26 protein-coding genes are annotated in these 24,687 nt (G+C 69.7%); 14 read left to right on the top strand and 12 right to left on the bottom strand.

Features of this window, described 5'->3' with window-relative positions:
* Positions 1-74 precede the first annotated feature (74 nt).
* Positions 75-1,679, bottom strand: coding sequence for a murein biosynthesis integral membrane protein MurJ (murJ, locus tag P6166_RS06310; protein ID WP_277763708.1), 1,605 nt, complete (start codon positions 1,677-1,679; stop codon positions 75-77).
* 116 nt (positions 1,680-1,795) lie between these two features.
* On the opposite strand from murJ, the gene rpsT reads away from it, so the two are divergent.
* Positions 1,796-2,065, top strand: a complete 270-nt coding sequence (rpsT, locus tag P6166_RS06305; RefSeq protein ID WP_017354922.1) for a 30S ribosomal protein S20 — start codon at positions 1,796-1,798, stop codon at positions 2,063-2,065.
* A 172-nt stretch (positions 2,066-2,237) separates the two neighbouring features.
* On the opposite strand, the gene obgE is transcribed toward rpsT, so the two are convergent.
* The 3 genes from obgE to rplU form a co-directional block, all read right to left on the bottom strand.
* Complete coding sequence (gene obgE / locus P6166_RS06300) at positions 2,238-3,293, bottom strand: GTPase ObgE (RefSeq protein ID WP_277763627.1); 1,056 nt, start codon at positions 3,291-3,293, stop codon at positions 2,238-2,240.
* Positions 3,294-3,461: 168 nt separating this feature from the next.
* Positions 3,462-3,719, bottom strand: coding sequence for a 50S ribosomal protein L27 (rpmA, locus tag P6166_RS06295; protein ID WP_057646168.1), 258 nt, complete (start codon positions 3,717-3,719; stop codon positions 3,462-3,464).
* A gap of 18 nt (positions 3,720-3,737) precedes the next feature.
* Positions 3,738-4,046 carry a 50S ribosomal protein L21 gene (gene rplU, locus P6166_RS06290; protein ID WP_130317800.1) on the bottom strand — a complete coding sequence of 103 codons (309 nt, stop codon included), beginning with the start codon at positions 4,044-4,046 and terminating at the stop codon, positions 3,738-3,740.
* Positions 4,047-4,339: 293 nt separating this feature from the next.
* Here rplU and P6166_RS06285 point away from each other — a divergent pair, with 293 nt between their 5' ends.
* The 3 genes from P6166_RS06285 (at position 4,340) to P6166_RS06275 (ending at position 9,313) form a co-directional block, all read left to right on the top strand.
* On the top strand, positions 4,340-5,686 hold the full coding sequence (locus tag P6166_RS06285) for an OmpA family protein (RefSeq protein ID WP_277763626.1): 1,347 nt from the start codon (positions 4,340-4,342) through the stop codon (positions 5,684-5,686).
* 202 nt (positions 5,687-5,888) lie between these two features.
* Complete coding sequence (uvrA, locus tag P6166_RS06280; RefSeq protein WP_277763625.1) at positions 5,889-8,894, top strand: excinuclease ABC subunit UvrA; 3,006 nt, start codon at positions 5,889-5,891, stop codon at positions 8,892-8,894.
* Entirely contained in the window at positions 8,894-9,313 is a 420-nt protein-coding gene (locus tag P6166_RS06275) for a thioesterase family protein (RefSeq protein ID WP_130317797.1), read from the top strand. The genes uvrA and P6166_RS06275 overlap by 1 nt, the downstream gene beginning before the upstream one ends.
* A gap of 21 nt (positions 9,314-9,334) precedes the next feature.
* On the opposite strand, the gene P6166_RS06270 is transcribed toward P6166_RS06275, so the two are convergent.
* A complete protein-coding gene (locus P6166_RS06270) occupies positions 9,335-9,748 on the bottom strand; it encodes a copper chaperone PCu(A)C (RefSeq protein ID WP_277763707.1) in 414 nt (137 codons plus the stop codon).
* An 81-nt stretch (positions 9,749-9,829) separates the two neighbouring features.
* Here P6166_RS06270 and P6166_RS06265 point away from each other — a divergent pair, with 81 nt between their 5' ends.
* The 4 genes from P6166_RS06265 (at position 9,830) to P6166_RS06250 (ending at position 13,404) form a co-directional block, all read left to right on the top strand.
* Positions 9,830-10,606 (top strand): enoyl-CoA hydratase/isomerase family protein, encoded by a 777-nt coding sequence (locus P6166_RS06265; protein ID WP_277763624.1) that lies wholly within the window; start codon positions 9,830-9,832, stop codon positions 10,604-10,606.
* A gap of 59 nt (positions 10,607-10,665) precedes the next feature.
* Positions 10,666-11,571, top strand: coding sequence for an acyl-CoA thioesterase II (tesB, locus tag P6166_RS06260; protein ID WP_277763623.1), 906 nt, complete (start codon positions 10,666-10,668; stop codon positions 11,569-11,571).
* 2 nt (positions 11,572-11,573) lie between these two features.
* On the top strand, positions 11,574-12,089 hold the full coding sequence (locus P6166_RS06255; protein WP_277763622.1) for a DUF2007 domain-containing protein: 516 nt from the start codon (positions 11,574-11,576) through the stop codon (positions 12,087-12,089).
* A 79-nt stretch (positions 12,090-12,168) separates the two neighbouring features.
* Positions 12,169-13,404, top strand: a complete 1,236-nt coding sequence (locus P6166_RS06250) for a sigma-70 family RNA polymerase sigma factor (RefSeq protein ID WP_277763621.1) — start codon at positions 12,169-12,171, stop codon at positions 13,402-13,404.
* A gap of 78 nt (positions 13,405-13,482) precedes the next feature.
* Here the strand turns inward: P6166_RS06250 and P6166_RS06245 are convergent, their stop codons facing one another.
* The gene (locus tag P6166_RS06245) at positions 13,483-14,091 is read right to left on the bottom strand and encodes an EF-hand domain-containing protein (protein WP_277763620.1); all 609 of its coding nucleotides are present in this window, start codon (positions 14,089-14,091) and stop codon (positions 13,483-13,485) included.
* 182 nt (positions 14,092-14,273) lie between these two features.
* Here P6166_RS06245 and P6166_RS06240 point away from each other — a divergent pair, with 182 nt between their 5' ends.
* Both P6166_RS06240 and P6166_RS06235 read left to right on the top strand, forming a co-directional pair.
* Positions 14,274-15,041 carry an arginyltransferase gene (locus tag P6166_RS06240; RefSeq protein WP_277763619.1) on the top strand — a complete coding sequence of 256 codons (768 nt, stop codon included), beginning with the start codon at positions 14,274-14,276 and terminating at the stop codon, positions 15,039-15,041.
* Positions 15,042-15,094: 53 nt separating this feature from the next.
* Complete coding sequence (locus P6166_RS06235) at positions 15,095-16,306, top strand: endonuclease/exonuclease/phosphatase family protein (RefSeq protein WP_277763618.1); 1,212 nt, start codon at positions 15,095-15,097, stop codon at positions 16,304-16,306.
* Between the two features lie 99 nt (positions 16,307-16,405).
* Here P6166_RS06235 and purT read toward each other — a convergent pair whose 3' ends face one another.
* Positions 16,406-17,593, bottom strand: a complete 1,188-nt coding sequence (gene purT, locus P6166_RS06230) for a formate-dependent phosphoribosylglycinamide formyltransferase (protein ID WP_277763617.1) — start codon at positions 17,591-17,593, stop codon at positions 16,406-16,408.
* A gap of 140 nt (positions 17,594-17,733) precedes the next feature.
* On the opposite strand from purT, the gene P6166_RS06225 reads away from it, so the two are divergent.
* Genes P6166_RS06225 through P6166_RS06210 form a run of 4 tightly spaced genes read left to right on the top strand, consistent with a single transcriptional unit; the run spans position 17,734 to position 20,175 of the window.
* A complete protein-coding gene (locus P6166_RS06225) occupies positions 17,734-18,600 on the top strand; it encodes an SPFH domain-containing protein (protein WP_277763616.1) in 867 nt (288 codons plus the stop codon).
* On the top strand, positions 18,600-18,788 hold the full coding sequence (locus P6166_RS06220) for an Arc family DNA binding domain-containing protein (protein WP_277763615.1): 189 nt from the start codon (positions 18,600-18,602) through the stop codon (positions 18,786-18,788). The genes P6166_RS06225 and P6166_RS06220 overlap by 1 nt, the downstream gene beginning before the upstream one ends.
* Before the next feature lie 10 nt (positions 18,789-18,798).
* Positions 18,799-19,368, top strand: coding sequence for a hypothetical protein (locus P6166_RS06215; protein ID WP_277763614.1), 570 nt, complete (start codon positions 18,799-18,801; stop codon positions 19,366-19,368).
* 9 nt (positions 19,369-19,377) lie between these two features.
* The gene (locus P6166_RS06210) at positions 19,378-20,175 is read left to right on the top strand and encodes a M15 family metallopeptidase (RefSeq protein WP_277763613.1); all 798 of its coding nucleotides are present in this window, start codon (positions 19,378-19,380) and stop codon (positions 20,173-20,175) included.
* A gap of 67 nt (positions 20,176-20,242) precedes the next feature.
* Here P6166_RS06210 and P6166_RS06205 read toward each other — a convergent pair whose 3' ends face one another.
* The 5 genes from P6166_RS06205 to P6166_RS06185 all read right to left on the bottom strand — a co-directional run bounded on the left by P6166_RS06205 (position 20,243) and on the right by P6166_RS06185 (position 24,676).
* Entirely contained in the window at positions 20,243-20,917 is a 675-nt protein-coding gene (locus tag P6166_RS06205) for a DNA-3-methyladenine glycosylase (protein WP_277763612.1), read from the bottom strand.
* A gap of 1 nt (position 20,918) precedes the next feature.
* Complete coding sequence (locus tag P6166_RS06200) at positions 20,919-21,293, bottom strand: DUF423 domain-containing protein (RefSeq protein WP_277763611.1); 375 nt, start codon at positions 21,291-21,293, stop codon at positions 20,919-20,921.
* A gap of 105 nt (positions 21,294-21,398) precedes the next feature.
* Positions 21,399-22,568 carry an SRPBCC family protein gene (locus P6166_RS06195; protein WP_277763610.1) on the bottom strand — a complete coding sequence of 390 codons (1,170 nt, stop codon included), beginning with the start codon at positions 22,566-22,568 and terminating at the stop codon, positions 21,399-21,401.
* A 246-nt stretch (positions 22,569-22,814) separates the two neighbouring features.
* Positions 22,815-23,456 carry a response regulator transcription factor gene (locus P6166_RS06190; protein ID WP_130317781.1) on the bottom strand — a complete coding sequence of 214 codons (642 nt, stop codon included), beginning with the start codon at positions 23,454-23,456 and terminating at the stop codon, positions 22,815-22,817.
* Positions 23,456-24,676 carry a sensor histidine kinase gene (locus P6166_RS06185; RefSeq protein WP_277763609.1) on the bottom strand — a complete coding sequence of 407 codons (1,221 nt, stop codon included), beginning with the start codon at positions 24,674-24,676 and terminating at the stop codon, positions 23,456-23,458. The genes P6166_RS06190 and P6166_RS06185 overlap by 1 nt, the downstream gene beginning before the upstream one ends.
* Positions 24,677-24,687: the final 11 nt, after the last annotated feature.

Raw genomic sequence — 24,687 nt, 5'->3', positions numbered from 1 at the left:
GTTCGCGAATCCGGCCCGCGCGGGGCCGCCAATGTCTTCATGGGGATAGAGAAGTATAGCCGGGCCGCGCCATCTCAATGCTCGCGCAGGTCCCGCGGGCGAAAGCCCAGGGCGAGCAGCACGGCCAGGTAGGTGGCGCCGCCCCCGCACACCAGGCAGGCCAGCCAGCCGGCGCGATGCCACTTGTCCATGTCCACGAAGGACGGCAGCCACCACAGCAGGGCCAGCAGCACGGCGATCATCGCCACGCACGCCACGGACAGCCGGGCCACGTAGGCGCCCCACCCCGGCTTGCGCTGGTAGACACCGCTACGCTGCAGCCAGTACCAGAGCAGCCCGAGGTTGAGGTAGCTCGACAGCGCGCTGGCGATGCCCAGCGCCAGGTGCAGGCCCGGCTGGCGGCCCACGGCTTCCATCACGCCCAGCGCGCGCAACTCGGCCGGCACCATGACCTGGTACAGCACGGCCAGGAAGACGAAGTTCAGCACCATGTTGGCGACCAGCGCGGCGATGCCCGCGCGCACCGGGGTACGGGTGTCCTGGCGGGCGTAGAAGGCCGGCAGCACCACCTTGAGCAGGGCGAAGGCCGGCAAGCCGAAGCTCAGGCCGTAGACCGACAGGGCGGTCATGCGGGTGTCGAAGGCCGAGAATTCGCGGTACTGGAACAAGGTCGCGATCAACGGCTCGGCCAGCAGCACCAGGCCGAGCATGGCGGGCACGGCGATCAGCAATGTCGTGCGCAGGCCCCAGTCCAGCGCGCCGGAAAAGCCCTCGCTGTCGGTCTTGACGTGGTGGCGGGCCAGCGCCGGCAAGATCACCGTGCCCAGCGCCACGCCGAACACGCCCAGCGGCAGTTCCAGGAAGCGGTCGGCCAGCGAGAGCCAGGACTGCGAGCCGTCGCTCAGGCGCGAGGCGATCACCGTATCCAGCAGCAGGTTGATCTGCGCCACCGAGGAGCCGAACAGCGTCGGCACCATCAGGGTCAGCACCTTGCGCACGCCCGGATGGCGCCAGCCCCAGCTGGGCAGGGTCAGCAGGTCGATGCCACGCAGCGCCGGCAGCTGGAACAGCAACTGCAGCACGCCCGCCGCCAGCACCGCCCAGCCCAGCGCCAGGATCTGCCGCTCCGGCTGGTCGCCCAGCCGCGGCGCCAGCCACACCGCGCCGGCGATCATGCACAGGTTGAGGATCACCGGCGTCAGTGCCGGCATCGCGAAACGCTGGAAGCTGTTGAGCGCGCCGCCGGCCAGGGCGGTGAGCGAGACGAACAGCAGGAAGGGGAACGTGAGCCGGAACAGGTCCACCAGCAGGCCCTGCTTGGCCGGGTCGGTGCCGGCGCCGCTGCCGAACAGCCAGGCCAGCTGCGGGGCGAACAACAGGCCCAGCGCCGTGACCACCAGCAGCGCGCCGCCCAGGGTGCCGGCCACGCGGGCCATCAGCTCGCGCAGGTCGGCGTGCGGGCGGGTCTCCTTGACCTCGGTGAAGACCGGGACGAAGGCCGTGGCGAACGAGCCCTCGGCGAACAGCCGGCGCAGGAAGTTGGGCACGCGGAACGCGACCCAGAAGGCGTCGGTGACGGCATTGGCGCCGAAGTGGGTGGAGATCACCTGGTCGCGGACCAGGCCCAGCACCCGCGAGACCATGGTCATGCTGCTGAACGACAGCAGGCCCTTCCACATGCGGGGCTTGCTCACCGGGCATCCCCCTTGACAACTGACTTGACGTAGATGTTTGAGACGATCATAATTTCGCGCTTGCTTTTTCCACTACACCGATTTTTCAGGAAACCACCACCGTGGCCAATATCAAGTCCGCCAAGAAGCGCGCCAAGCAGACCGTTGTGCGCAACGCGCGCAATACGGCTCAGCGTTCGATGCTGCGCACCGCCGTCAAGAAGGTGATCAAGGCCCTTGACGCCAACGATGCCGCCGGCGCCGAAGCCGCTTTCGCCGTCGCCCAGCCGATCCTCGACCGCTTCAGCTCGCGCGGTCTGATCCACAAGAACAAGGCCGCTCGCCACAAGAGCCGCCTGACCGCCCGCATCAAGGCCCTCAAGGCCGCCTGATCCGGCGATCTCGCCGGGGGCCACGCCCTCGGCGGCATGCAAAAACCCGGCCTTGGCCGGGTTTTTTGTTGCCCGCGCGCGGGCGGCGATATCGCGCCGGGCGGCCATGCGCCGCCGGCCCGCGCGCCGAGGCGCACGGACAAATGAGGCCCCGGCTTCGCCGCGCCCCGCCTCAGGACGCATGGGCAGCCTGCTCGGCGGCCTCCTCGCGCTGGCGGTCGAAGAAGGTCATCACGTCCTTCATGATCGGCCAGGTGCCCTCGCGGCCCAGCGCCGACACCAGGTACCACGGACCGGTCCAGCCCAGCTCGGCGATCACCTGCTCGGCGGCGACGCGAGCCTCGTCCTCGAACATCAGGTCGGCCTTGTTGAGCACCAGCCAACGCGGCTTGGCCAACAGCTCCGGATCGTGGCGCTCCAGCTCGCGCTCCAGCAGGCGCACCTGCTCGGCCGGCGACACGCCCTCCACGCCGCCTTCCATCGGCGAAACGTCCACCAGGTGCAGCAGCAGGCGGGTGCGCTGCAGGTGGCGCAGGAACTGCGCGCCCAGGCCGGCGCCATCGGCGGCGCCTTCGATCAGCCCCGGAATGTCGGCGATGACGAAGCTGCGGTGGGCCTCCACGCTCACCACGCCCAGGTTGGGATACAAGGTGGTGAACGGATAGTCGGCCACCTTCGGGGTAGCCGCGGAGACCGCGCGGATGAAGGTGCTCTTGCCGGCATTCGGGAAGCCCAGCAGGCCGACATCGGCCAGCAACTTCAATTCCAGCTTGAGCAGGCGCTGCTCGCCTTCCTCGCCCGGCAGCGCCTGGCGCGGCGCGCGGTTGGTCGAGCTCTTGAAATGCATGTTGCCCAGGCCGCCCTTGCCGCCCTTGGCGACGAGCAGGCGGTCGCCATGGCGCGTCATGTCGCCGATCACCTCGTCGGTGTCGACGTTCATCACCACGGTGCCGACCGGCACGGTGATGACGCGGTCCTCGCCGGCCTTGCCGTACATCTGCCGGCCCATGCCGTTCTCGCCGCGCTGCGCCTTGAAGATGCGCTCGTGGCGGAAGTCCACCAGCGTGTTGAGGTTTTCGTCGGCCTGCAGCCAGACGCTGCCGCCATTGCCGCCGTCGCCGCCATCCGGCCCGCCGAGCGGGATGAACTTCTCGCGTCGGAAGCCGACACAGCCATTGCCGCCATTGCCGGCGATCACCTGGATTTCCGCTTCGTCTACGAGTTTCATGGGATACGGGACTGGAATACGGGAGTTGGCGCGCGGCCCGGCGGGCCGGCGAAGACGGGGGACATTATCCTCCCCCGGTGCGGGCGCACGGGCGCGCCCTAGAAACAAAAGCCCCGCCGGAGCGGGGCTTGTTGTCAGCGGAGCCGCGAAGGCTCCGTCCCGGGCGGATCAGCCCTGGACGACGCTGACGGTACGGCGCTTGTTCGGGCCCTTGACCGAGAACTCCACGGTGCCGTCGACCAGCGCGAACAGCGTGTGGTCACGACCCAGGCCGACGCCGGCGCCCGGATGGAACTGGGTGCCGCGCTGACGCACGATGATGTTGCCGGCGTCGATGGCCTGGCCACCGAAAATCTTGACGCCGAGATACTTCGGGTTGGAGTCGCGGCCGTTGCGCGAGGAGCCTACGCCCTTTTTATGTGCCATGACGGATTCTCCTTTGGCTTAGCCGGCGATGCCGGTGATTTCGATTTCGGTGAAGTGCTGGCGGTGGCCCTGGCGCTTCATGTGGTGCTTGCGGCGACGGAACTTGATGATGCGAACCTTGTCGGCGCGGCCGTGCGAGACGACCTTGGCGGTGACCGAAGCGCCCTTGAGCGCGTCGCCGATCTTGATGCCGTCGCTGTCGCCCAGCATCAGGACATTGTCGAACTTGATCTCGCTGCCGGCTTCGGCATCGAGCTTTTCCACGCGGAGCGTTTCGCCCTGCGCGACGCGGTATTGCTTACCGCCGGTGACCAGTACTGCGTACATGTGGATGTCTCTTCTGTAGTTATTCTGATGATATCTGCCGCCTGGGGGGGACGGACAGACTCGGGATGATAGCCCGCAAAAGGCTTTCCGGTCAAACCCACCCATGCCCTGCGACGAGGTCCGTCGCGCCGGGCTGAACGGCGCCAAACGCCCACCGGGCGGCACCGCAGCCGATGCAGCAATCGCGTGGCGGCCCCGCGGACGGCTTCCCAGAATCGCGCCCCGCCCGGTCCAGAGTGCCGGGCCGGCTAGGCGTCCCCGACCGGACGCCAGAGCGAGGACCTACACCCGCGATGTTTGACCAACTGATACAGGAAGTTTCCGGCCGCTTCGGCCTGGACACCCGCCAGACCCGCCAGCTGCTGGGCAGCGCCGTTGCCCTGGTGTTCGACGACACCCGCGGCGGGTTTGCCGGCTTCACCGAGCGGCTGCACGGGCTGGGCCTGGGCGAAGCGCTGCAATCCTGGCGCGCGCCGGGCCCCAGCGAGCCCGATCCCGTGCGTCCCGGCCAAGTGGAAGCGCTGTTCGGCATGCCCGTGCTGGGCGCGCTGTCCCGGCGGCTGGGCCTGAGCCCGGCGGTGGCGGCGGCGGCACTGGGCACCCTGCTGCCCGGCGTGGTGCGGCAGCTGGGTGGGCAGACGTCCCTGGCGCCGCTGCCGGCCCCCGTGGCGGGCTGGGTGGCCCAGGGACGCGACCTGCTCGCCGACGCCACGCCCGGCCTGGCGCCCCCACGTCGGCGCAGCGGACTCGGCGGCCTGCTTCGCGCCGTGCTGTGGCTGGCCGCGCTGGCGATCGCCGTGCTGTTGCTGCTGCGCGCATGCCAGCCGACGCCGGCGGACCCCGCACCCGCCCCGGAGGCCCGCGCCGAAGCCGACGCCGCCCCGCAAGCACCGCGCGCCGAACCGCGCATCGACCTGCAGACCCAGGGCGGCCAGGTCAGCGTGGCCGGCCGGCTGGTCAACGCGCAGGAAAAGCACCGCCTGCTGGAAGCGCTGGGCGACACCTTCGGCGCCGCGCGCGTCAAGGAACAGATCCAGCTCGACGCGACCGTGGCCCCGGCCACCTGGATGGACCGCCTGGTGCAGCTACTGCCCCACCTGAAGGCCGGCGACGTCAAGCTCGGCCTGGAGGGCGACAGCCTGCGGCTGGACAGCAGCGCCCTGCCGGAGGCCGGCCGCTTCGACCTCAGCCAACAGGTCAGCCAAGCCTTCCCGGATTTCCGCAGCGAAGGCCTGTGGGACCGCGCCATGGCGGCGCTGTCGGCGCTCAAGCCCGGCTTCGGTGCCGACGACCTGGTGCTGGCGCTGAACCAGTCCAGCCTGCGCTTCGCCAGCGGCTCGGCCGAGCTCACCCGCGACAACGCCGAAGTGCTGGCGCGCTCGGCCGCCGCCCTGCGCGCGGCACCGGCGGGTACCCGCGTCGAAGTGGGTGGTCACAGCGATGACAGTGGCGATCCGGCCACGAACATGGCCTTGTCCCAGGCGCGCGCCGAGTCGGTGGTCGCCGCCCTGCTCGCCGACGGCGTGCCGCCCGACCGGCTGCAGGCCAAGGGCTATGGCGCCGCCCAGCCGGTGGCCGACAACGGCACCGAGGAAGGCCGCGCGCGCAACCGGCGCATGACCTTCACCGTGCTGAAGTAGTCATCCCGGCCAGCGGTGGACAAGGGCGCCCTCGGGCGCCCTTTGTCTTTTGGCCGACCGCCCCCATGTCGCAGGACCTGAGACAACGCTGGCGATACTCCGCTACGTCGATTTGCCCCTGCCTGTCCCAGTCGATACGCTTCCCTATTGGCCCGCCGGGGCCAACCTCCCCCGCTCGAAAGCTCTCGCTCCAGAGGAACGAATGGCGCTGGATTACATCCGCATCCGCGGCGCGCGGACGCACAATCTCAAGAATCTCGATCTCGACCTGCCCCGTGACAAGCTGATCGTCATCACCGGCCTGTCCGGTTCGGGCAAGTCGTCGCTCGCCTTCGACACCATCTACGCCGAAGGCCAGCGTCGCTACGTCGAGTCGCTGTCGGCCTATGCGCGGCAGTTCCTCAGCGTGATGGAGAAGCCCGATGTGGACCACATCGAGGGCCTGTCGCCGGCGATCTCCATCGAGCAGAAATCCACCTCGCACAACCCGCGCTCCACGGTCGGCACGATCACCGAGATCTACGACTACCTGCGCCTGCTGTATGCCCGCGTCGGCCAGCCGCGCTGCCCGGACCACGGCTACCCGCTGGAAGCGCAGACCGTCAGCCAGATGGTCGACCAGGTGCTCACGCTGGATCCGGAACAGCGCTACATGCTGCTGGCGCCGGTGATCCGCGACCGCAAGGGCGAGCACGCGCAGGTGTTCGAGCAACTGCGCGCGCAGGGCTTCGTGCGCGTGCGCGTGGACGGCGAGCTGTACGAGATCGACGCGGTGCCCTCGCTGGCACTGCGCCAGAAGCACACCATCGAGGCGGTGATCGACCGCTTCCGCCCGCGCGAGGACATCAAGCAGCGCCTGGCCGAATCCTTCGAGACCGCGCTCAAGCTCGGCGACGGCATGGCCGCGGTGCAATCGCTGGACGATGAGAAGGCCGCGCCGCAGCTGTTCTCCTCCAAGTACAGCTGCCCGGTGTGCGATTACTCGCTGCCGGCGCTGGAGCCGCGCCTGTTCTCGTTCAATGCGCCGATGGGCGCGTGCCCGAGCTGCGACGGCCTGGGCATGGCCGAGTTCTTCGACCCCGAGCGCGTGGTGGTGCATCCGGAGCTGTCGCTCTCGGCCGGCGCGGTGCGCGGCTGGGATCGCCGCAACGCCTACTATTTCCAGCTCATCGCCTCGCTGGCCAAGCACTACAAGTTCGACGTGGACGCGCCGTGGCAGTCGCTGCCGGCGGACGTGCGCCAGGCCGTGCTGTACGGCAGCGGCGATGACGTGATCACCTTCACCTACTTCACCGAAGCCGGCGGGCGCACCCAGCGCAAGCATCGCTTCGAGGGCATCATCCCGAACCTGGAGCGTCGCTACGGCGAAACCGAGTCGCCGGCGGTGCAGGAGGAACTCGGCAAGTACATCAGCGAACGCGCTTGCCCGGAATGCCACGGCGCACGCCTGAACAAGGCCGCGCGCAACGTGTTCGTGGCCGACCGTCCGCTGCCGGACCTGGTCGTGCTGCCGGTGGACGAGGCGCTGAACTTCTTCAAGCACCTGCACCTGCCGGGCTGGCGCGGCGAGATCGCCGCCAAGATCGTCAAGGAGATCGCCGAGCGGCTCGGCTTCCTGGTCGACGTGGGCCTGGACTACCTCACCCTGGAGCGCAAGGCCGACACCTTGTCCGGTGGCGAGGCGCAGCGCATCCGCCTGGCCAGCCAGATCGGCGCCGGCCTGGTCGGCGTGATGTACGTGCTCGACGAGCCGTCCATCGGCCTGCACCAGCGCGACAACGAGCGGCTGCTGGGCACCCTCACCCGCCTGCGCGACCTCGGCAATACGGTCATCGTGGTCGAGCATGACGAGGATGCGATCCGCCTGGCCGACTACATCCTGGACATCGGCCCGGGCGCCGGCGTGCATGGCGGCGAGATCGTCGGCCAGGGCAGCCTGCAGGACGTGCTCGATTCGCCGCGCTCGCTCACCGGCCAGTACCTGTCGGGCAAGCGCGCCATCGAAATCCCCAAGCAGCGCCACAAGCCGAACCCGAAGATGACGCTGCACCTGCGCGGCGCCAAGGGCAACAACCTCAAGGGCGTGGACCTGGACATCCCGGCCGGCCTGCTGACCTGCATCACCGGCGTGTCCGGTTCGGGCAAGTCGACGCTGATCAACGACACGCTGTTCTCGCTGGCCGCCAACGAGATCAACGGCGCCTCGCACCCGGTGGCGCCGTTCGGCGAAATCGAGGGCCTGGACCTGTTCGACAAGGTCGTGGACATCGACCAGTCGCCGATCGGCCGCACCCCGCGCAGCAACCCGGCCACCTACACCGGCCTGTTCACGCCGCTGCGCGAGCTGTTCGCGCAGGTGCCCGAAGCGCGCGCGCGCGGCTATTCGGCCGGGCGTTTCAGCTTCAACGTGCGTGGCGGGCGCTGCGAGGCCTGCCAGGGCGACGGCATGATCAAGGTGGAGATGCACTTCCTGCCGGACGTGTACGTGCCCTGCGATATCTGCGGCGGCAAGCGCTACAACCGCGAGACGCTGGAGATCCTCTACAAGGGCTACAACATCAACGACGTGCTGGAGATGACCGTCGAGGATGCGCTGAACCTGTTCGAGCCGGTGCCGTCGATCGCGCGCAAGCTGGAAACGCTGGTCGATGTCGGCCTGAGCTACGTCAAGCTTGGCCAGAGCGCGACCACGCTCTCCGGCGGCGAGGCGCAGCGCGTGAAGCTCTCCAAGGAACTCTCGCGCCGCGATACCGGGCGCACGCTGTACATCCTCGACGAGCCCACCACCGGCCTGCACTTCCACGACATCGAGGCGCTGCTGGCGGTGCTGCACAAGCTGCGCGACGAGGGCAACACGGTGGTGGTGATCGAACACAACCTGGACGTGATCAAGACGGCCGACTGGATCGTCGACCTCGGCCCGGAAGGCGGCCATCGCGGCGGCAGCATCCTGGTCACCGGCACGCCGGAAGACGTGGCCGCGCACCCGGGTTCGTACACCGGCCAGTTCCTGGCCAAGATGCTGCCCTCGGTATCCAGCCGCCCGACCCGCCCGGCCGCCATGGCGAACAAGCCCTCCGCGCTACCGCCGCGCAAGAGCGAGCGCGAAGCGGCGGCCAAGGAAGCCAAGGCCGCCGCCAAGGCTGCCAAGGCTGCGAAGACCGCCAAGAAAACCCCCGCCAAGACCACACGCAAGAAGAGTGCCTGATGAGCGATACCGGCCCCACCCCGCACAAGATCCTCGCCCGCGTCCCCATCAGCGTGCGCTGGCGCGACATGGACAGCATGGGTCACGTCAACAACGCCAAGTACATCTCCTACCTGGAGGAGGCGCGCGTGCGCTGGATGCTCGGCGTGCCGGGCGTGTCGATGACCGACCGCATCGCCCCGGTGGTCGCGGCGACCAACGTCAACTACCGCCGCCCGATCGTGTGGCCCAACGACATCGTGGTGGAACTGTTCGTCGAGCGGCTTGGCAACAGCAGCGTCACCATCGGCCACCGCATCGTCGACCAGGCCGACGACAGCGTGCTGTATTCGGACGGCAACGTGGTGGTGGTGTGGATGGACACCCAGAGCGGCAAGAGCGCGCCGCTGCCGGAGGCCATTCGCGCGGCCTCGACCTGAGCCGCGTCGCGCACCGCGCCGTTACGGCGCGGTCTTGCGCACTTGCAGCGTCGCCTCGACGCTGCGCCCGTCTTCGAGCTTGAAGGTGACCGGCACGCTGGCGCCTTCCACCAGCGCCTGTTTCGGTTGCATCAGCATCAGGTGCAGGCCACCCGGCGCGAGGGGGACCTTGGCGTTCGCCGGCAACGCCAGCCTGTCCACCTCGCGCATGCGGTTGACGCCGTCCACCTGCACCGATTCGTGCAGCGACACCCCGCCGAACCCTTGGCTGGTGGCGGAAGCCACCGCGGCCGGCTGCGCGCAATCGTTGACGAAAGTGCCGAAGCCGGCGGCCATCGGCATCGACGGCGCGGGCGGCAACCGCACCCAGCCCGCGCGGAACTGTGGCGCGCACGCCTTCGCGGGCGCGGCATGGACATGCGTCGCGGCGGTCATCCCGGCGACGGCGGCAAGCAGGCACAGCAGGCGGGTCGTGTTCATGCCGACTATCATAGCCACAGCCGCCAGGAGCCCGTCATGAGCCTCGAGATCCAAGACCACGCCGACATCCGCGAGATCCGCCTGGCGCGGCCGCCGGCCAACGCGCTGGATACCGCGCTGTGCCGCGAGCTGATCGGCGCGATCAACCAGGCCCAGGCCGACGACAAGCACGCCATCGTGCTTTCCGGCGCGCCGCACATCTTCTCCGGCGGCCTGGACGTGCCCTACCTGCTCTCGCACGGCGAAGACCGCAACAAGCTGTTCGACAGCTGGCAGGCGTTCTTCGGCGCGGCCAAGACGCTGGCGCAGACGCGCATCCCGGTGGTGGCCGCGCTCACCGGCCACGCCCCGGCCGGTGGCTGCGTGCTGGCCCTGTGCTGCGATTACCGGATCATGGCGCGCAGCGTGGACAGCGCGCGCCCCTACGCGATCGGCCTGAACGAAGTGCAGGTCGGGCTGGCCGCGCCGGAGGGCATCCAGCGCCTGCTGCGCCGCGTCGTCGGCCCGCATCGCGCCGAACGCCTGCTGGTGGCCGGCGAGATGGTGCCCGCCGAACAGGCGGTGCAGATCGGTCTGGTCGACGAGCTGGTCGATGGCGAACTGGTGGTGGCGCGCGCCATCGCCTGGCTGCAGGACCTACTGCGCCTGCCGCGCCAGCCGATGCTGCATACCCGCGACGTGGCCCGCGTGGACCTGCGCGAGGCGTTGGCGCCGGAGCTGATCCAGCTCGACCGCTTCGTCGAGGCTTGGTACAGCGAGGACGCCCAGGCCGCGCTGCAGGCCCTGGGCGCGCGGCTGCGCAAGCCGGCCTGAGCCGGGGCCACGGGCCCTGCCCGCTATAATCGCGGCCTATCGCCCCGCAGGTCCCGACCTTGTCCGACTCCGCCGAACCCGTCGTTTCCGAACTGATCAGCCTGCTCTCGCTGGAACGGCTGGAGGACAACCTGTTCCGCGGCCAGAGCCGCGACATCGGCACCAAGTACGTGTTCGGCGGGCAGGTGCTGGGGCAGGCCCTGGCCGCCGCCCAGGCCACGGTGGAGAACGGTCGCCAGGCCCATTCGCTACATGCCTACTTCCTGCGCGCCGGCAATATCGAAGCGCCCATCGTCTATGACGTGGACCGCACGCGCGATGGCGGCAGCTTCTCGGTGCGCCGGGTCACCGCGATCCAGCACGGCAAGGTGATCTTCTTCTGCGCGGCGTCCTTCCAGGAACACGAGGCCGGCGCCGAGCACCAGTCGCGCATGCCGGACGTGCCGCAGCCGGAGGACATCGCGCCCACGCCGCCCCTCGCGCCCGAGGTGCTGGAGAAGCTGCCGGTGAAGGTGCAGCGCTGGCTCTCGCGCGGCGGCCCGTTCGAATTCCGCCACGTGTTCCCGCGCGACGAGCTCAACCCGCCCAAGCGCCCGCCCTTCCAGCAGATGTGGCTGCGCCTGAGCGACCCGGTCGGCGACGACCAGGGCCTGCACCGCGCCCTGCTCGCCTACGCCTCGGATTTCCAGTTGCTCGGCACCTCCACCTTTCCGCACGGCATCAGCTACTACACGCCCGGCGTGCAGATGGCCTCGCTCGACCACGCGCTGTGGTTCCACCGCCCGTTCCGCACCGACGACTGGCTGCTCTACTCGCTCGACAGCCCCACCGCGCAGGGTTCGCGCGGGCTGGCGCGCGGCCAGTTCTTCACCCGCGACGGCGTGCTGGTGGCCAGCACCTCTCAGGAAGGGCTGATCCGCGTCGTGCCCGGCGGCCAGCCGCACGCCGTGCCGGCCAAGGACTGACCATGCGCAAGATCTTCAGCAGCCAGCGCGTCGAAACCGCCGAGGGCGTGGCCAAGCTGCTGCGCGACGCCGGCATCGACGTGCGCCTGAGCAACGGCCGCTCGTATCGCAGCCGCCGCAGCGGGCAGTTCAGCTACCTCGAGGAAGGCAATCCGCAGTCCCATCCCACCGTGTGGGTGGTGCATGCCGACGACCAGCCACGCGCGCGCGAACTGCTGCGCGAGGCGCGCCTGCTCGACACCACCCGCCGCGATGTGCCGTTCGCCGAATATGCCTTCGCCGATACTCCGCAGGCCGCCACGGGCGCGCGCAGCTGGGCCTGGCGCATCCGCATCGGCCTGCTGCTGGTGATCGGCGCGATCGCCTTGTTCATCGTGCTGCACCGCCGTGCGGCGCCGCCGGCCGCGCCGGTGGCACCGGTCTCGGCGCCGGCACCGGCTGCCGCGCCGGCCACGCCGCCCACCGATACCCAGCAACAGGACGACCCCTCGCGCGTGCGCATCCAGCCGGCGCAGTGATGCCAGGGGCGGATGTGACCGCCGGCGGTCACATCCGCGCCCGCCGGACGTCATGGCAGGGAACCGGAAGGAGCCCGCCATGAACGCCGAAACGCTCGAGATCCTGCTGCAGCGCGAACTCCCCGGTGCCGCGGGGGGCTGCCCGCAGGCCTATGGCCGCATCGTGGGCGCCTGCCAGAACACGGTAACCGCGATCGCCCTGGCGATCACCCGCGACGTCGCCGCCAGCGAGGACATCGCGCAGGAGGCTTTCCTGCGCGCCTGGCAGCAGCTCGCGCGCCTGCACAACCCCGCCAGCTTCCTGCCCTGGCTGCGCCAGATCACCCGCAACCTCGCCCGCGACTGGCTGCGCGCGCAGCGCCATCGCCCGCTGTCGGGCGAGGCGGCCGAGGTGGCCATCGGCGTGGCCGCCGATCCCGGCCCGTCGCCGGCCGACCACCTGCAACGCGTCGAAGAGGAACTCGCCGCCGAAGAACTGATTTCCGCACTGCCGGAGGAAAGCCGGGAAACGCTGCTGCTGTATTACCGCGAAGGCCAGAGCTCGCAGCAGGTCGCGCAGTTGCTCGGGCTCAGTGACGCGGCGCTGCGCAAGCGGCTGTCGCGCGCCCGGGCCGCGGTGCGCGCACAGATGCTGGTGCGCTTCGGCGAGTTCGCGCGCAGCAGCGCGCCTGGCGCGGCCTTCGCCACGGCGGTGATGTCCGCCGCGTTGATCGCCGCGCCGGGCGTGGCCGGCACCACGCTGGCCGCCGCCACGCTCGGCGCCAGCCTGGGGACGGCCAGTGGTGCTTCCAAGCTGGGAGGCAGCCTGGGCGTGTCGGCACTCACGGGCGGTACCGCGCTCGGTTCGCTCGGCGCGACGATGTTCGCGCGCGCCGGCGCGATCCCGGCCGATGCCTGGAAAGTGATCGGCATTGCGCTGGCGGTCGGCTTCGTCACCACGTATGTCAGTGGCTTCTACCTGATCAGCTACGCCGAACACGCGACCGAGCGTGCGCAGATTCGCCGCATGGTGCGCCTGATGATGCTCACGGCCGCGGCCGCCTGCGTGCCCACGCTGCTGCTGAGCCTGGGCGGCGCCGGCGTATGGTGGACGCTGGCCGCACTCGGCGCCGGCATGATCGTGGTGAACTACCAGTGCCTGGTGACACTGCCCCGGCTGATGCGGCCGATGTTGGCGCGCGACGCCGCGCGGCATGGCCGCCACCGGCCGACCTGGATCTACCAGAGCACGTTCGGCCGCCCCGCGGTGCTGTGGTCCAACGTATTGGTGCTGGCGGCCGCGCTGTGGACGTTGCACGTGCACGGCGTGGTGTGAGCGCATGAAAAACGCCCCGCGCATCGCTGCGCGGGGCGTCGTCGATCGGCGCCATTGTTGCGTGTTGCGTGTTGCGGATTACTTGCCCGCGTCGGCCGGCGGCGGCGGCACCGGCTTGCCGACCGGCGGCTTGCCGTCGCGCGGGCCGTGATCGCCTCGCGGGCCATGGCCGAACGGACCGCGCTTGGCCGATGCCGCGTCGAACTCGGCCTTGCTCAGCTTGCCGTCCTTGTCGGTGTCGGCTGCGGCGAACCATTCGTCGCGCGACTGCTTCATGCGCGCTTCGAAATCAGCCTTGTCGACGTAGCCATCCTTGTTGACATCCATCTTGTCGAAGCGCGCGGCGAACTTCGGATCCGCCTTGGCTTCCTCGCGGCTGATGCGGCCGTCCTTGTTGGTGTCCAGCTTGGCCATCGCCTCGTGGCCGCCGCGGCGGAAATCACCGCGCTTGGGCAGCTCGTCCGGCGTCAGCTTGCCGTCCTTGTTCTTGTCGAGCTTGTCGAAGTTCTGCGCCAGGTGCGGGGCCTTGGCGGCTTCGGCGCGGTCGATGGCGCCATCGCCGTTGGTGTCGAGCTTGGCCAGGCCATGCGGGCCACCGTCGGCCGGCGGCATGTCGACGGCGAAGGCGGAGGCGCTGCTCAGGGCGGCCAGCACGGCCAGGACGATGAGGGGCTTGCGGTAGGTCATGGACTTGCTCCGTTGGGGATACGAGTGATCCAGCGCCGTGGCGCGGGATGCCGACGCGCGTCGCGATCGCGCCATCGCTGACATCAACGGGCGGCGGCGCGCGGGGTTGACGCGCGGCCGGCCGCATTCATCCAACGGACAGGCGGTGCGCCCGCCTTCGCCACAGGCGCTATGCTTTCCCCATGGCCATCCACGCAGACAACCGCGACGACCTGCGCCTGTTCCAGACCGGGCAGCATGCGTGCGGCTACTGGCCGGACCGGCTCGCACGCGACCTCGTGCTGGACCCGCACGATCCGCGCCTGGGGTCGATCTATCCGCAGGCATTGGCGTGGGGTTTCCGCCGCTCCGGCGACCTGGTCTACCGCCCGCATTGCGAGCAATGCCAGGCCTGCGTGCCGGTGCGTATTCCGGTGGGGCAGTTCCGGCCCGATCGCAGCCAGCGCCGCTGCCTGCAGCGCAACGCCGGCCTGACCAGCCGCATCGTCGCCGCGCAACGTACCGATGAGCAGCTCGCGCTGTACACGCAGTACCTGCGCCATCGCCATCCGGGCGGCGGCATGGACGACCACGGCCCGCGCGAATTCGACCAGTTCCTGATCGGCGCCTGGTCGCACGGGCGCTTCCTGGAAATCCGCGAGTCCGCCGCGCCGGGCCACCGCGGCCGCCTGCTCGCGGTGGCGGTCACCGATGTCACCGAGCACGCGCTGTCGGCGGTGTACACCTTCTACGCGCCGGACGCCGCCGCGCGCGGCCTGGGCACGCTGGCGATCCTGCAGCAGATCGAATGGGCGCGCCGCGACGGGCTGGCGCACGTGTATCTCGGCTACTGGATCCGCGGCCACGGCAAGATGGACTACAAGCGCCGCTTCCACGGACTGGAGGCCTACGACGGCCGGCAGTGGCGCGACTTCGCCAGCACCTGGGGCGCGGTGGACCTGCGCGGCTGAGCCGCCCGATCCCGACATCCGGTTGTCGTGGTGCGCGTGCGAGAATCCCGCGCATGATCCGAGCCGCCCTCCTCCTCGCCTGTTCCCTGCTGTGCACCTCGTGCGCCCATTCGCCCGCCGATGCGCCGGCCGCCACCGCACGCGCCACGGCCGACGCGCCACTGCGCCTGGCCACCTACAACACCTCGCTGTATTCGGATGAAGCCGGCGGCCTGATCGCCGAACTGGAAGGCGACAGCGCACATGCGCGCAAGATCGCCGCGGTGCTGCAGAACGCGCGCCCGGACCTGGTGTTGCTCAACGAGTTCGACTACGACGACGCGCACCGCGCCGCCGACCTGTTCCAGCACCGCTACCTCGAGGTGGCCCAGCCCGGCGGCGGCGCGCCATTGCGCTACCCCTACCGCTACCTGGCCCCGGTGAACACCGGCGTGCCGAGCGGCCTGGACCTGGACCGCAACGGCGAGGTCGGCGGCCAGGGCCGCAACCGCGGCAACGATGCGTGGGGCTACGGCTTGCACCCGGGCCAGTACGGCATGCTGGTGCTGTCCAAATATCCGATCGACGCGGCGGCGGTGCGCAGCTTCCAGCTGTTCAAGTGGAGCGCGATGCCCGATGTGCTGCGCCCGGTGGTACCGGCGACCGGCAAGCCGTTCTGGGACGACGCGGTGTGGGCGCAGCTGCGCCTGTCGTCGAAATCGCACTGGGACGTGCCGGTCACCACACCGGCCGGCGTGGTGCACATGCTGGTCTCGCATCCCACGCCCCCGGTGTTCGACGGCCCGGAGAAGCGCAACGCGGCCCGCAACCACGACGAAATCCGCCTCTGGCAGGCCTACCTGTCCGGCGATGCGGCGAACTGGCTGTGCGACGACGCCGGGCGTTGCGGCGGCCTGGCCGCGGATGCGCGCTTCGTGATCCTCGGCGATCTCAACAACGATCCGGTGGATGGCGAAGGGCGTCACGAGGCGATCCTGGCGCTGATCGAGCACCCGCGCGTGCTGCGCTATCCCACCCCGACCAGCGCCGGCGGCGAGGAGGCCGCGCGTGCCTACGCGGCGAAGGGAATCGCGCATCGCGGCGCGCCCGCCCAGGTGACGGGCGACTTCGGCCCGAAGGCCGGCGCAATGCGGCTGGATTACGTGCTGCCTTCCGTCGGTTTCCAGTACATCGGCAGCGGCGTGTTCTGGCCGGCGAGCGCCGATGCGCACGCGGCGATCGCCGATGGCAGCGACCACCACCTCGTGTGGGTGGACGTCCGGTAAGCGGGCCGCCGGCGCCAACCGACCTGCCCGGGCCGGCGTTCAGCCGGCCGCGGCTGAGCCGCGGTTACCGGCAGCGGCCCTCCGCGCGAAGCGCGCGGCTCACGCGTCCAGGTGGATTCCGATCGCCTCGGCCGACGCGCGCGCCAGTGCACGCGCCGCGTCGATGCTGTCCGCGCGCGCCAGGGTGACGCCCACGCGGCGATGGCCATGCACGCTCGGCTTGCCGAACAGGCGCAGCGCGGTGCCCGGCTTGGTCAGGGCCACGTCCACGTGTTCGAAGCGCGGCACGCCCTCGCCATGCGCGAGCAACGCGCACGAGGCCGACGGGCCGAGCTGGCGGATGGTGGGAATCGGCAGCCCCAGGATCGCCCGCGCGTGCAGCGCGAACTCGCTCAGCTCCTGCGAGGCCAGCGTCACCAGGCCGGTGTCGTGCGGTCGCGGCGACACCTCGCTGAACCACACCTCGTCGCCACGCACGAACAGCTCCACGCCGAACAGACCCCAGCCGCCCAGCTCGTCGGTGATCGCGCGCGAAATCTCCTGCGCGCGTTCCAGCGCGCGGGCGGACATCGGCTGCGGCTGCCAGCTCTCGCGGTAATCGCCGTCCTGCTGCCAGTGGCCGATGGGGTCGCAGAACGACGTGCCGCCGGCGTGGCGCACGGTGAGCAGGGTGATCTCGTATTCGAAATCGATGAAGCCTTCCACGATGCAGCGCCCCGCGCCGGCCCGCCCGCCGGTCTGCGCGTATTCCCAGGCACGGTCGATGTCCGCGGCCTGGCGCAGCGTGCTCTGGCCCTTGCCCGAGGACGACATCACCGGCTTGACCACGCAGGGCAGGCCGATCGCCTGCACCGCGGCGCGGTATTCCTCGTGGGTGTCGACGAAGCGGTACGGCGAGGTCGGCAGGCCCAGCGTCTCGGCGGCGAGGCGGCGAATGCCCTCGCGATCCATGGTCAGCCGCGCGGCGCGTGCAGTGGGCACCACCCGCTGGCCATGCAGTTGCTCCAGCTGCACCAAGGTCTCGGTATGGATCGCCTCGATCTCCGGCACGATCAGGTGCGGCTGCTCGCGCGCGATGAGTTCGCGCAGCGCCATCGCATCGAGCATGTCCAGCACGTGGGCGCGGTGGGCGACCTGCATCGCCGGCGCGTCGGCGTAGCGATCGGCGGCGATGACTTCCACCCCGAACCGCTGCAGTTCGATCGCCACCTCCTTGCCCAATTCGCCCGACCCCAGCAACAGGACGCGGGTGGCGGTAGGGGACAACGGGGTGCCGAGGGTGGTCATGGCGGTTCCAGCGAGGCAAGGGGCGCCAATTCTACCGGCTGGACCTTCACGCGCCCGGACTGGCGCCGGTGGACGGGGGGCACTTGCGGACTGATATCAATCTGATATCTTCCTGCCTAACCTACAAGGACGCCCCACTCATGAAAGAGCAGCCCCTGAAGTCCCTCTCCGGCATCCCGCTGATCCTGGCGATGATCGTCGTCTTCCTGCTCTCGGCCTGGGTAATGGTGCTGGTGCCGCTGGGGCACGCGCCCGGCTGGGCGATGGGCGTGGCGATCACCGCCTGCGCCATCGGCGTCTTCGTGATGGCCGGCCTGTACATGCTCGAACCCAACCAGGCCGCGGTGCTGAGCCTGTTCGGCCGCTACGTGGGCACGGTCAAGGACAACGGCCTGCGCTGGAACAACCCCTTCCTGAGCAAGAAGAAGATCAGCCAGCGCGTGCGCAACTTCGAGTCCGGGCGGCTGAAGGTCAACGAACTCGACGGCAGCCCGATCGAGATCGCCGCGGTGATCGTGTGGCAGGTGGTGGATGCCTCCGAGGCGGTCTACAACGTCGACGATTACGAGAGCTTCGTGCATATCCAGTCCGAATCGGCGCTGCGCGCGATGGCCACCAGCTATCCGTACGACCAGCACGAGGAAGGCCAGCTCGCCCTGCGCAGCCACGCGGCCGAGATTTCCCAGCACCTGAAGAACGAACTGGCCGAGCGCCTAGCCGACGCCGGCGTGCAGATCATCGACGCGCGCATCAGCCACCTCGCCTACGCGCCGGAAATCGCCCAGGCGATGCTGCAGCGCCAGCAGGCCAACGCGGTCATCGCCGCGCGCACGCGCATCGTGGCCGGCGCGGTCGGCATGGTGGAGATGGCGCTGTCCGAGCTGCAGAAGAGCGGCGTGGTGGTGCTGGACGAGGAGCGCAAGGCGCAGATGGTCGGCAACCTGCTCACCGTGCTGTGTTCCGATCGCGGCACCCAGCCGGTGGTCAACACCGGGTCGCTGTACTGATGAGCGAGAAGAAGGCCTATCCGCTGCGCATCAGTGCCGAGGTCCTGGCGGCGGCGCAGCGGTGGGCCGACGATGACCTGCGCAGCCTCAACGCGCAGATCGAATACCTGCTGCGCGATGCCCTGCGCAAGGCCGGGCGGCTGCCCAAGCCGCCGCCGGCCGTCGAGGAGGAACCCGGCGATGCATGAGTCCACGGACATGTCGTTTGAACTGGCCACCCTGGAAGGCCGCCCGATGTTCTTCGCTGCGCTGTTGCTGGTGGTCGCGCCCTGGCTGATCCTGGCCGGCAGCGTGGCGGCACAGGGCCTGGCTGCCTGGCAAGCGCAGGGCATGTTCGAGCTGATCGGCCCGCTGGTGTGCAGCGCGGTGTGGGTGACCATCGCCCTGGCCGCGCGGCGCAACCGCGCCACGCTGAAGGATGGCGTGCTGAGCGTGCGCTCCACCTTCTACCGCTACGACGTGCCGGTGGATGCACTGGACCTGGCCAAGGCGCGCCTGTTCGATCGCGAGGAACGCACCGAGTTGGGCATCGCCTTCAAGCGCAACGGCGTGGGCCTGCCGGGTTTCCACAGCGGGCATTTCAAGCTCAGGAACCGCGAGCGCGCGTTCGTCGCGGTCGCTTCCGGCCGCTGGCGTGTGTGGCTGCCGCGCAAGGGCGCCGGTGGCCTGCTGCTGGAACCTCGCCATGCGCGCGCCCTGCTCGACGCTCTGCGCAACGCGGCACCGCCGCACCCGACGCATCTGGCTGCCTCTTCCGGCAGGGGCTAAGCTGCGGCCATGCCCCCCGCGCCGCACCACGTCCTGCTCAACACCGCCTCCATCGAGCTGTGGCCCGCGCACTTGCTACGCGCGCGCGGCAACCACGACGCACGCATCCTCGCCCAGGCCGACTGGCTGCTCCGCCGCAAGCGCGACGGCCGTTATCTCGCCGCGCGCCTGCCGCAAGGGCTGATGCCGCTGGTCACGCGCTTCTGGCGCGAGCCTGGCGTGGACGAGGCGCTGGACGCGCTCGCCCGCCATCAAGCCCAACCGAGCCGCGCAGCTGGCGCCCTGCCCTTGTACGGCCTGCACGAGCGATTGGACCTGCTGGGGCTGGATGCCGATGCCTATGCGCAAAGCACCGGGCTGGCGCTGGAAGCCGAACCCGACCGCCTGGCCTATGCCGGGCGCGACCGCTACCGCCGCCCGCTATGGCTCACCGCGCCCGCCGCGCGGCAATGGCAGCGCATGCGCATGGCGGCCGCGGCGCAGGGCGTGCCCATGGAGGCCATTTCCGGCTACCGCAGCCACGACTACCAGCTCGGCATCTTCGAACGGAAATTCGCGCGCGGGCAGACGCTGGCGCAGATTCTGGCGGTGAATGCCGCCCCCGGTTACAGCGAGCACCACGGCGGCGAGGCGCTCGACATCGGCGCGCCCGGCCAAGCGCCGGCAGAGGAAAGTTTCGAGGACAGCGCGGCGTTTGCGTGGTTGCAGGCGCACGCCGGCGAGTTCGGTTTCTCGCTGAGCTACCCGCGCGACAACCCGCACGGCATCGTCTACGAGCCTTGGCATTGGCGGTACCGCGGTAGCTGAGCGCGGCGTACCGGCGTGCGTGGCGCGAACCGCGAACGTGGCGCTTGCGCATCTGCGCCGCCTGTCCCTAAGCCTGCGAGCGCGGCGTGGCCTGCTTCACCTCGGCGGTGAAATCGGCGATCCGCCACAGGTACAAGCCGGCATAGGTGCGGTAAGGCCCCCACTTCTCGCCGCGCACCAGCAGTTCCTTCGCCGTGGGCATCGCCGCTAGCCCATCGACGCGCTGGGCGCCCTTGCGCACGCCTAGGTCGTCCACCGGCAGCACATCGGGCCGGCCGAGCCGGAACATCAGCATCATTTCCACCGTCCAGCGGCCGATACCGCGGATCGGCGTCAGAGCCGCCACGATCTCGTCGTGGTGCAGCGTGGACATCTGCCGCAACGTGGGGATCTCGCCCGCCGCCTCGCGCCGGGCCAGGTCGCGCAGCGCCAGCGCCTTGTTGCCGGATACGCCGCAGGCGCGCAGCCCGGCATCGTCGATGCGCGAAAGCGTATCGGCGTGCAGCCGCTTGCTGCCGATCGCCGCTTCCACGCGCCCGACGATCGTCGAGGCCGCCTTGCCGCTGAGCTGCTGGAACAGGATCGCCCGCGCCAGCGCATCCACCGGGTCGAAGGGCTTGCGCCAGCCCGGCTGCGCTTCCAGCGGGCCGATGCGCTTCATCCACGTCGCCAGCCGCCGGTCGCGCTTGCGCAGGTGCTCGTAGGCCTGCTCGACGTCGAATCCCCGGGCGTGGCGCGGCATCTCAGCGCCTCAGCGCCTGCACGGCCAACACCAGCCAGCCGAGGATGAGCATCGTGCCGCCCACCGGCGCCAGCGCCGTGGACCAGCCGGCCAGCACGCTGCCCGCCAGGCTGCCGGAGAACAGCAGCGTGCCCAGCAGCAGCAGGGCGCTGCCGGCCATGCCCAGCCAGCGCTCGGCCAGCGAAGCGCCCAGCGCGGCCAGCACCGCGCCATGGCCGAACGCGTAGAAGGCGGCTGTCTGCAGGCGCGATTGCGCCATGGCATCGGCCACCCCATGGCTGGCGTAGGCGGACAAGGCGACCGCGGCGGCGGCCAGCAGTGCACCGAAGGAGGCGGCCAGCGAGGGCCTGCGGCTGCGGCGGTCGTGGAAACGCATCATCGTTCCAGGCGGGAGGATGCGCGCAATGTGCCATAAAAAAAACGCGCCGCATGCAGCGGCGCGTTTTTCGGGAGATCTCCGGGCGCCTGGCGGCGCGCGGGATTACTTGATCGCCCAGTAGATGTCGAAGTTGCCGTCCAGGGTGAAGGACTTGTCCACGCCCGACTTCCACGACTCGTACGGACGGTCGGTGACTTCGTAGCCGTTGGTCACGGCCCAGGCGCGCAGCGAGGTGCGGGCCACGTCGAGACCCGCCATGTGGCCGGTGTAGTTCGCGAACGCCGAGCGATGGGCTTCGGTGCGCACGTAGGTGACCGGCGCGCCACCGGAGATGGTGACCTTCAGCGGCTCGCCGGCAGCGGCGACCGGGGTGGCGTCGGCCACCGGGGCGGCAGCGGCCTCGTCCTTGTTCGCGTCCTTGTTCTCGTCGGCCTTCGGCGCGCCACCGGCACGCTTGCGGACCGGCTGCACGACGTCGAACGCGTACTTGTCGCTGGCGAAGTCGGTGGTCACGATGCGCACCGGACCGGCCGGCTCCAGGCCGTTGGCGTCCATGACGCGCTTGATCCACTCCTGGTTGTCCTTGATCGACTTCTTGATCGTTTCGTTGTCGCGGTCGATGTTGCCCGCGTTGACGACCAGCAGGTCCTCGGCCGGCACGTCGACGATCTTGAGGTCGTTCAGGACCAGCTTGCCGTCGGCGTCGGCCGCGCGGTAGTCCTGGTTGGGCACGGTCGCCAGCACGTTGCTCAGGCGCGACAGACCCAGCTTCAGGTCGTCGCCCACGTGGCGGCTGACGTACAGGCCGGCGTAGCGGCCGAACAGGTTCCAGCCGTACTTGACCGAGTAGTCCTGGGTGATCTTGACGTTGCGGTTGTTCTTGCCGGTGGGTTCCAGCGTGAACACCGTGGTCTTGTCGGTCCCCTTGGTCGGATCCTCGATCGCGATCTCGACACGCTCGTTCTTGGCGCTGTCGGTGATCGTCCAGCTGCCGTCACCGATGTAACCTTCGGTGGAGCTGTACTTGATGGTCGCGCCCTTGCCCGACTCCGGGCCGGCCAGCGTCAGCTGGATCTTGGGATCGCGCAGCACCAGCGGGTTCCAGTCCTTGAAACGGCGGAAGCTGTTCACCGTGTCGTACACGATGGTCATCTTGCGGTTGGTCTCGACGCTCTCGGACATGTGCCGTTCCGAGGGAAGCACCAGGCCCACCACGACGAACAGGCCAGCCACGATCCCCAAGGCAATCAGGAACTCGATAATACGGGTCATTCAGGAGTCTCCGGGGCCGATCCCACGGCCGGGTTGAGTGAAGCGAAGCGCCCATCCTAGCAGGCTTCGCGGCCAATGTTCAGTTGCTGTTCCTGGCGGCCCGCCATACCGCGCCGCACAGGGGCCCAAGCCCGCGCCGGCGTTGGCTTCACGGGAATTTGCCAGCGGTGGACAGAAGGGCGCGTCAAGGCCCGCGCGGGGTGGCCGGCGCGAACCCGGGCTCAGGCGGAGGGCGTCGCGGGCCGCTCAGACCAATTGCAGTTCGAAGGCCTTGAGCACGGCGCGCGTGCGGTCGCGCACGCCGAGCTTGGAGAGGATGTTGGAGACGTGGTTCTTGATCGTGCCCTCGGCCACGCCGAGCGAGTTGGCGATCTCCTTGTTGGAGAAGCCGCTGGCCATCAGGCGCAGGATCTCGGTCTCGCGGTCGGTGAGCGGATCGGGGCGGTCCAGGCTGACGAACTCGTTGCGCATGTGCTCCAGGCCCGAAAGCAGGCGCTGGGTCACCGCCGGCTGCACCAGCGAGCCGCCGTCGGCCACCGTGCGGATCGCCCCGACCAGTTGTTCCAGCGAGACGTCCTTGAGCAGATAGCCCTTCGCACCGGCCTTCAGCCCGGCCAGCACGAGCTGGTCGTCGTCGAAGGTGGTGAGGATGATCGTCGGCGGCAGCGCGCCGGTGCGCGAGAGCACCTGCAACGCCTCCAGGCCCGACATCACCGGCATGCGCATGTCCATCAGCACGACATCCGGCTTGACCTGCGGGATCTGCTCCACCGCCTGGCGGCCATCGCCGGCCTCGGCGACCACCTCGATGCCGTCGTCCAATGCCAGCAGCGAACGGATGCCCTGCCGTACCAGGGTTTGGTCGTCGACCAGACACACACGGATCATCACAGCACTCCTTTGGGAACGGCCGCCGCCAGGGGCGCGACACTGCCGGGAATGGCCAGGCGCAGGCAGAAGCCTGCCCCGCGCCGGGTTTCGATGTCCAGCCTGCCGCCGTACTGGGCCACCCGCTCGCGCATGCCGCGCAGGCCGTTGCCGGCGACGTAGCCGTCGGCGCCGCGGCCATCGTCGCGCGCCTCCACCACCACTTCGTCCTGCTCGCGGCGGATCTCGATCCACAGGTGGCGCGCGCCGGCATGGCGCACGGCGTTGGTGACGATCTCCTGCACGCAGCGCAGCAGCACGTGGGCGCGCTCGGGGTCGTCGATCACCAGCGTGGGCTCCATCTCCAGGCGGATATCCAGCGACGGCACCTGGGTGACCAGCGGGCGCAGCGCGGCGGCCAGGTCGATCGCCCCGCCCTCGCGCAGCTGGCTCACCGCCTCGCGCACGTCGGTGAGCAGCAGCTTGGCCAGCGTATGCGCCTGGCGCACGTGTTCCTGCGCCTGGCCCTCGGTGATATGGCCGGCGACCTCCAGGTTCAGGCTGAGCGCGGTGAGGTGATGGCCGAGCAGGTCGTGCAATTCGCGCGAGATGCGCGTGCGCTCGTTGATGCGCACGCTCTCGGCCAGCAGCGCGCGGGTGGCGCGCAGTTCGGCGTTGAGCTGGCGCTGCTCCTCGCGCGCCTGCACCTGGCGCTTGGCGATCAGCGCGGTGACGAACACGAAGCTGGAAAAGCCCAGGTAGCCCATGGCCTGCAGGATCGCCACCACCCAGGGGAAGCCCATCAGGTTGGCGTAGACCGGCACCACCGCCAGGTTGCCCAGCACCAGCCAGAACACCGCCATGCGCACCGGCAGCAGCCAGGGGAACAGGCCGGCCAGCACCATCAGCAGGATGCTGCCCAGCGCGGTGCCGGAGAAAAAGCTCACGCCGATGGCGCACGCCGTCATCACCAGCAGCGACAGGTGGTCGAGCAGGCGCAGGCGCGCCCCGTTCAGGTCGCGGGTGACGCCCCAGTAGATCAGGCCGAACGCCAGGTACACCACGACCCAGCGCACGATGCGCGCGAACGGCGCGCCCTCCAGCTCGTACAGCGGCAGCGACTCCGGGTCCAGGAAGAAGATCACCAGCCACAGGCCGACCGCGGCCCAGGTGAACAGGCCGGCATAGCGCAGCAGGGATTCGTTCTTGACCAGGTACTTCACTTGGGACCCATGGGCCATGCGCGCATCCG

This window comes from Stenotrophomonas sp. HITSZ_GD, from assembly GCF_029543105.1.
In the GTDB taxonomy this organism is placed as follows: domain Bacteria; phylum Pseudomonadota; class Gammaproteobacteria; order Xanthomonadales; family Xanthomonadaceae; genus Stenotrophomonas_A.
Note: the sequence above shows the minus strand (reverse complement) of the source record. Positions and strands in the feature narration are given on the sequence as shown.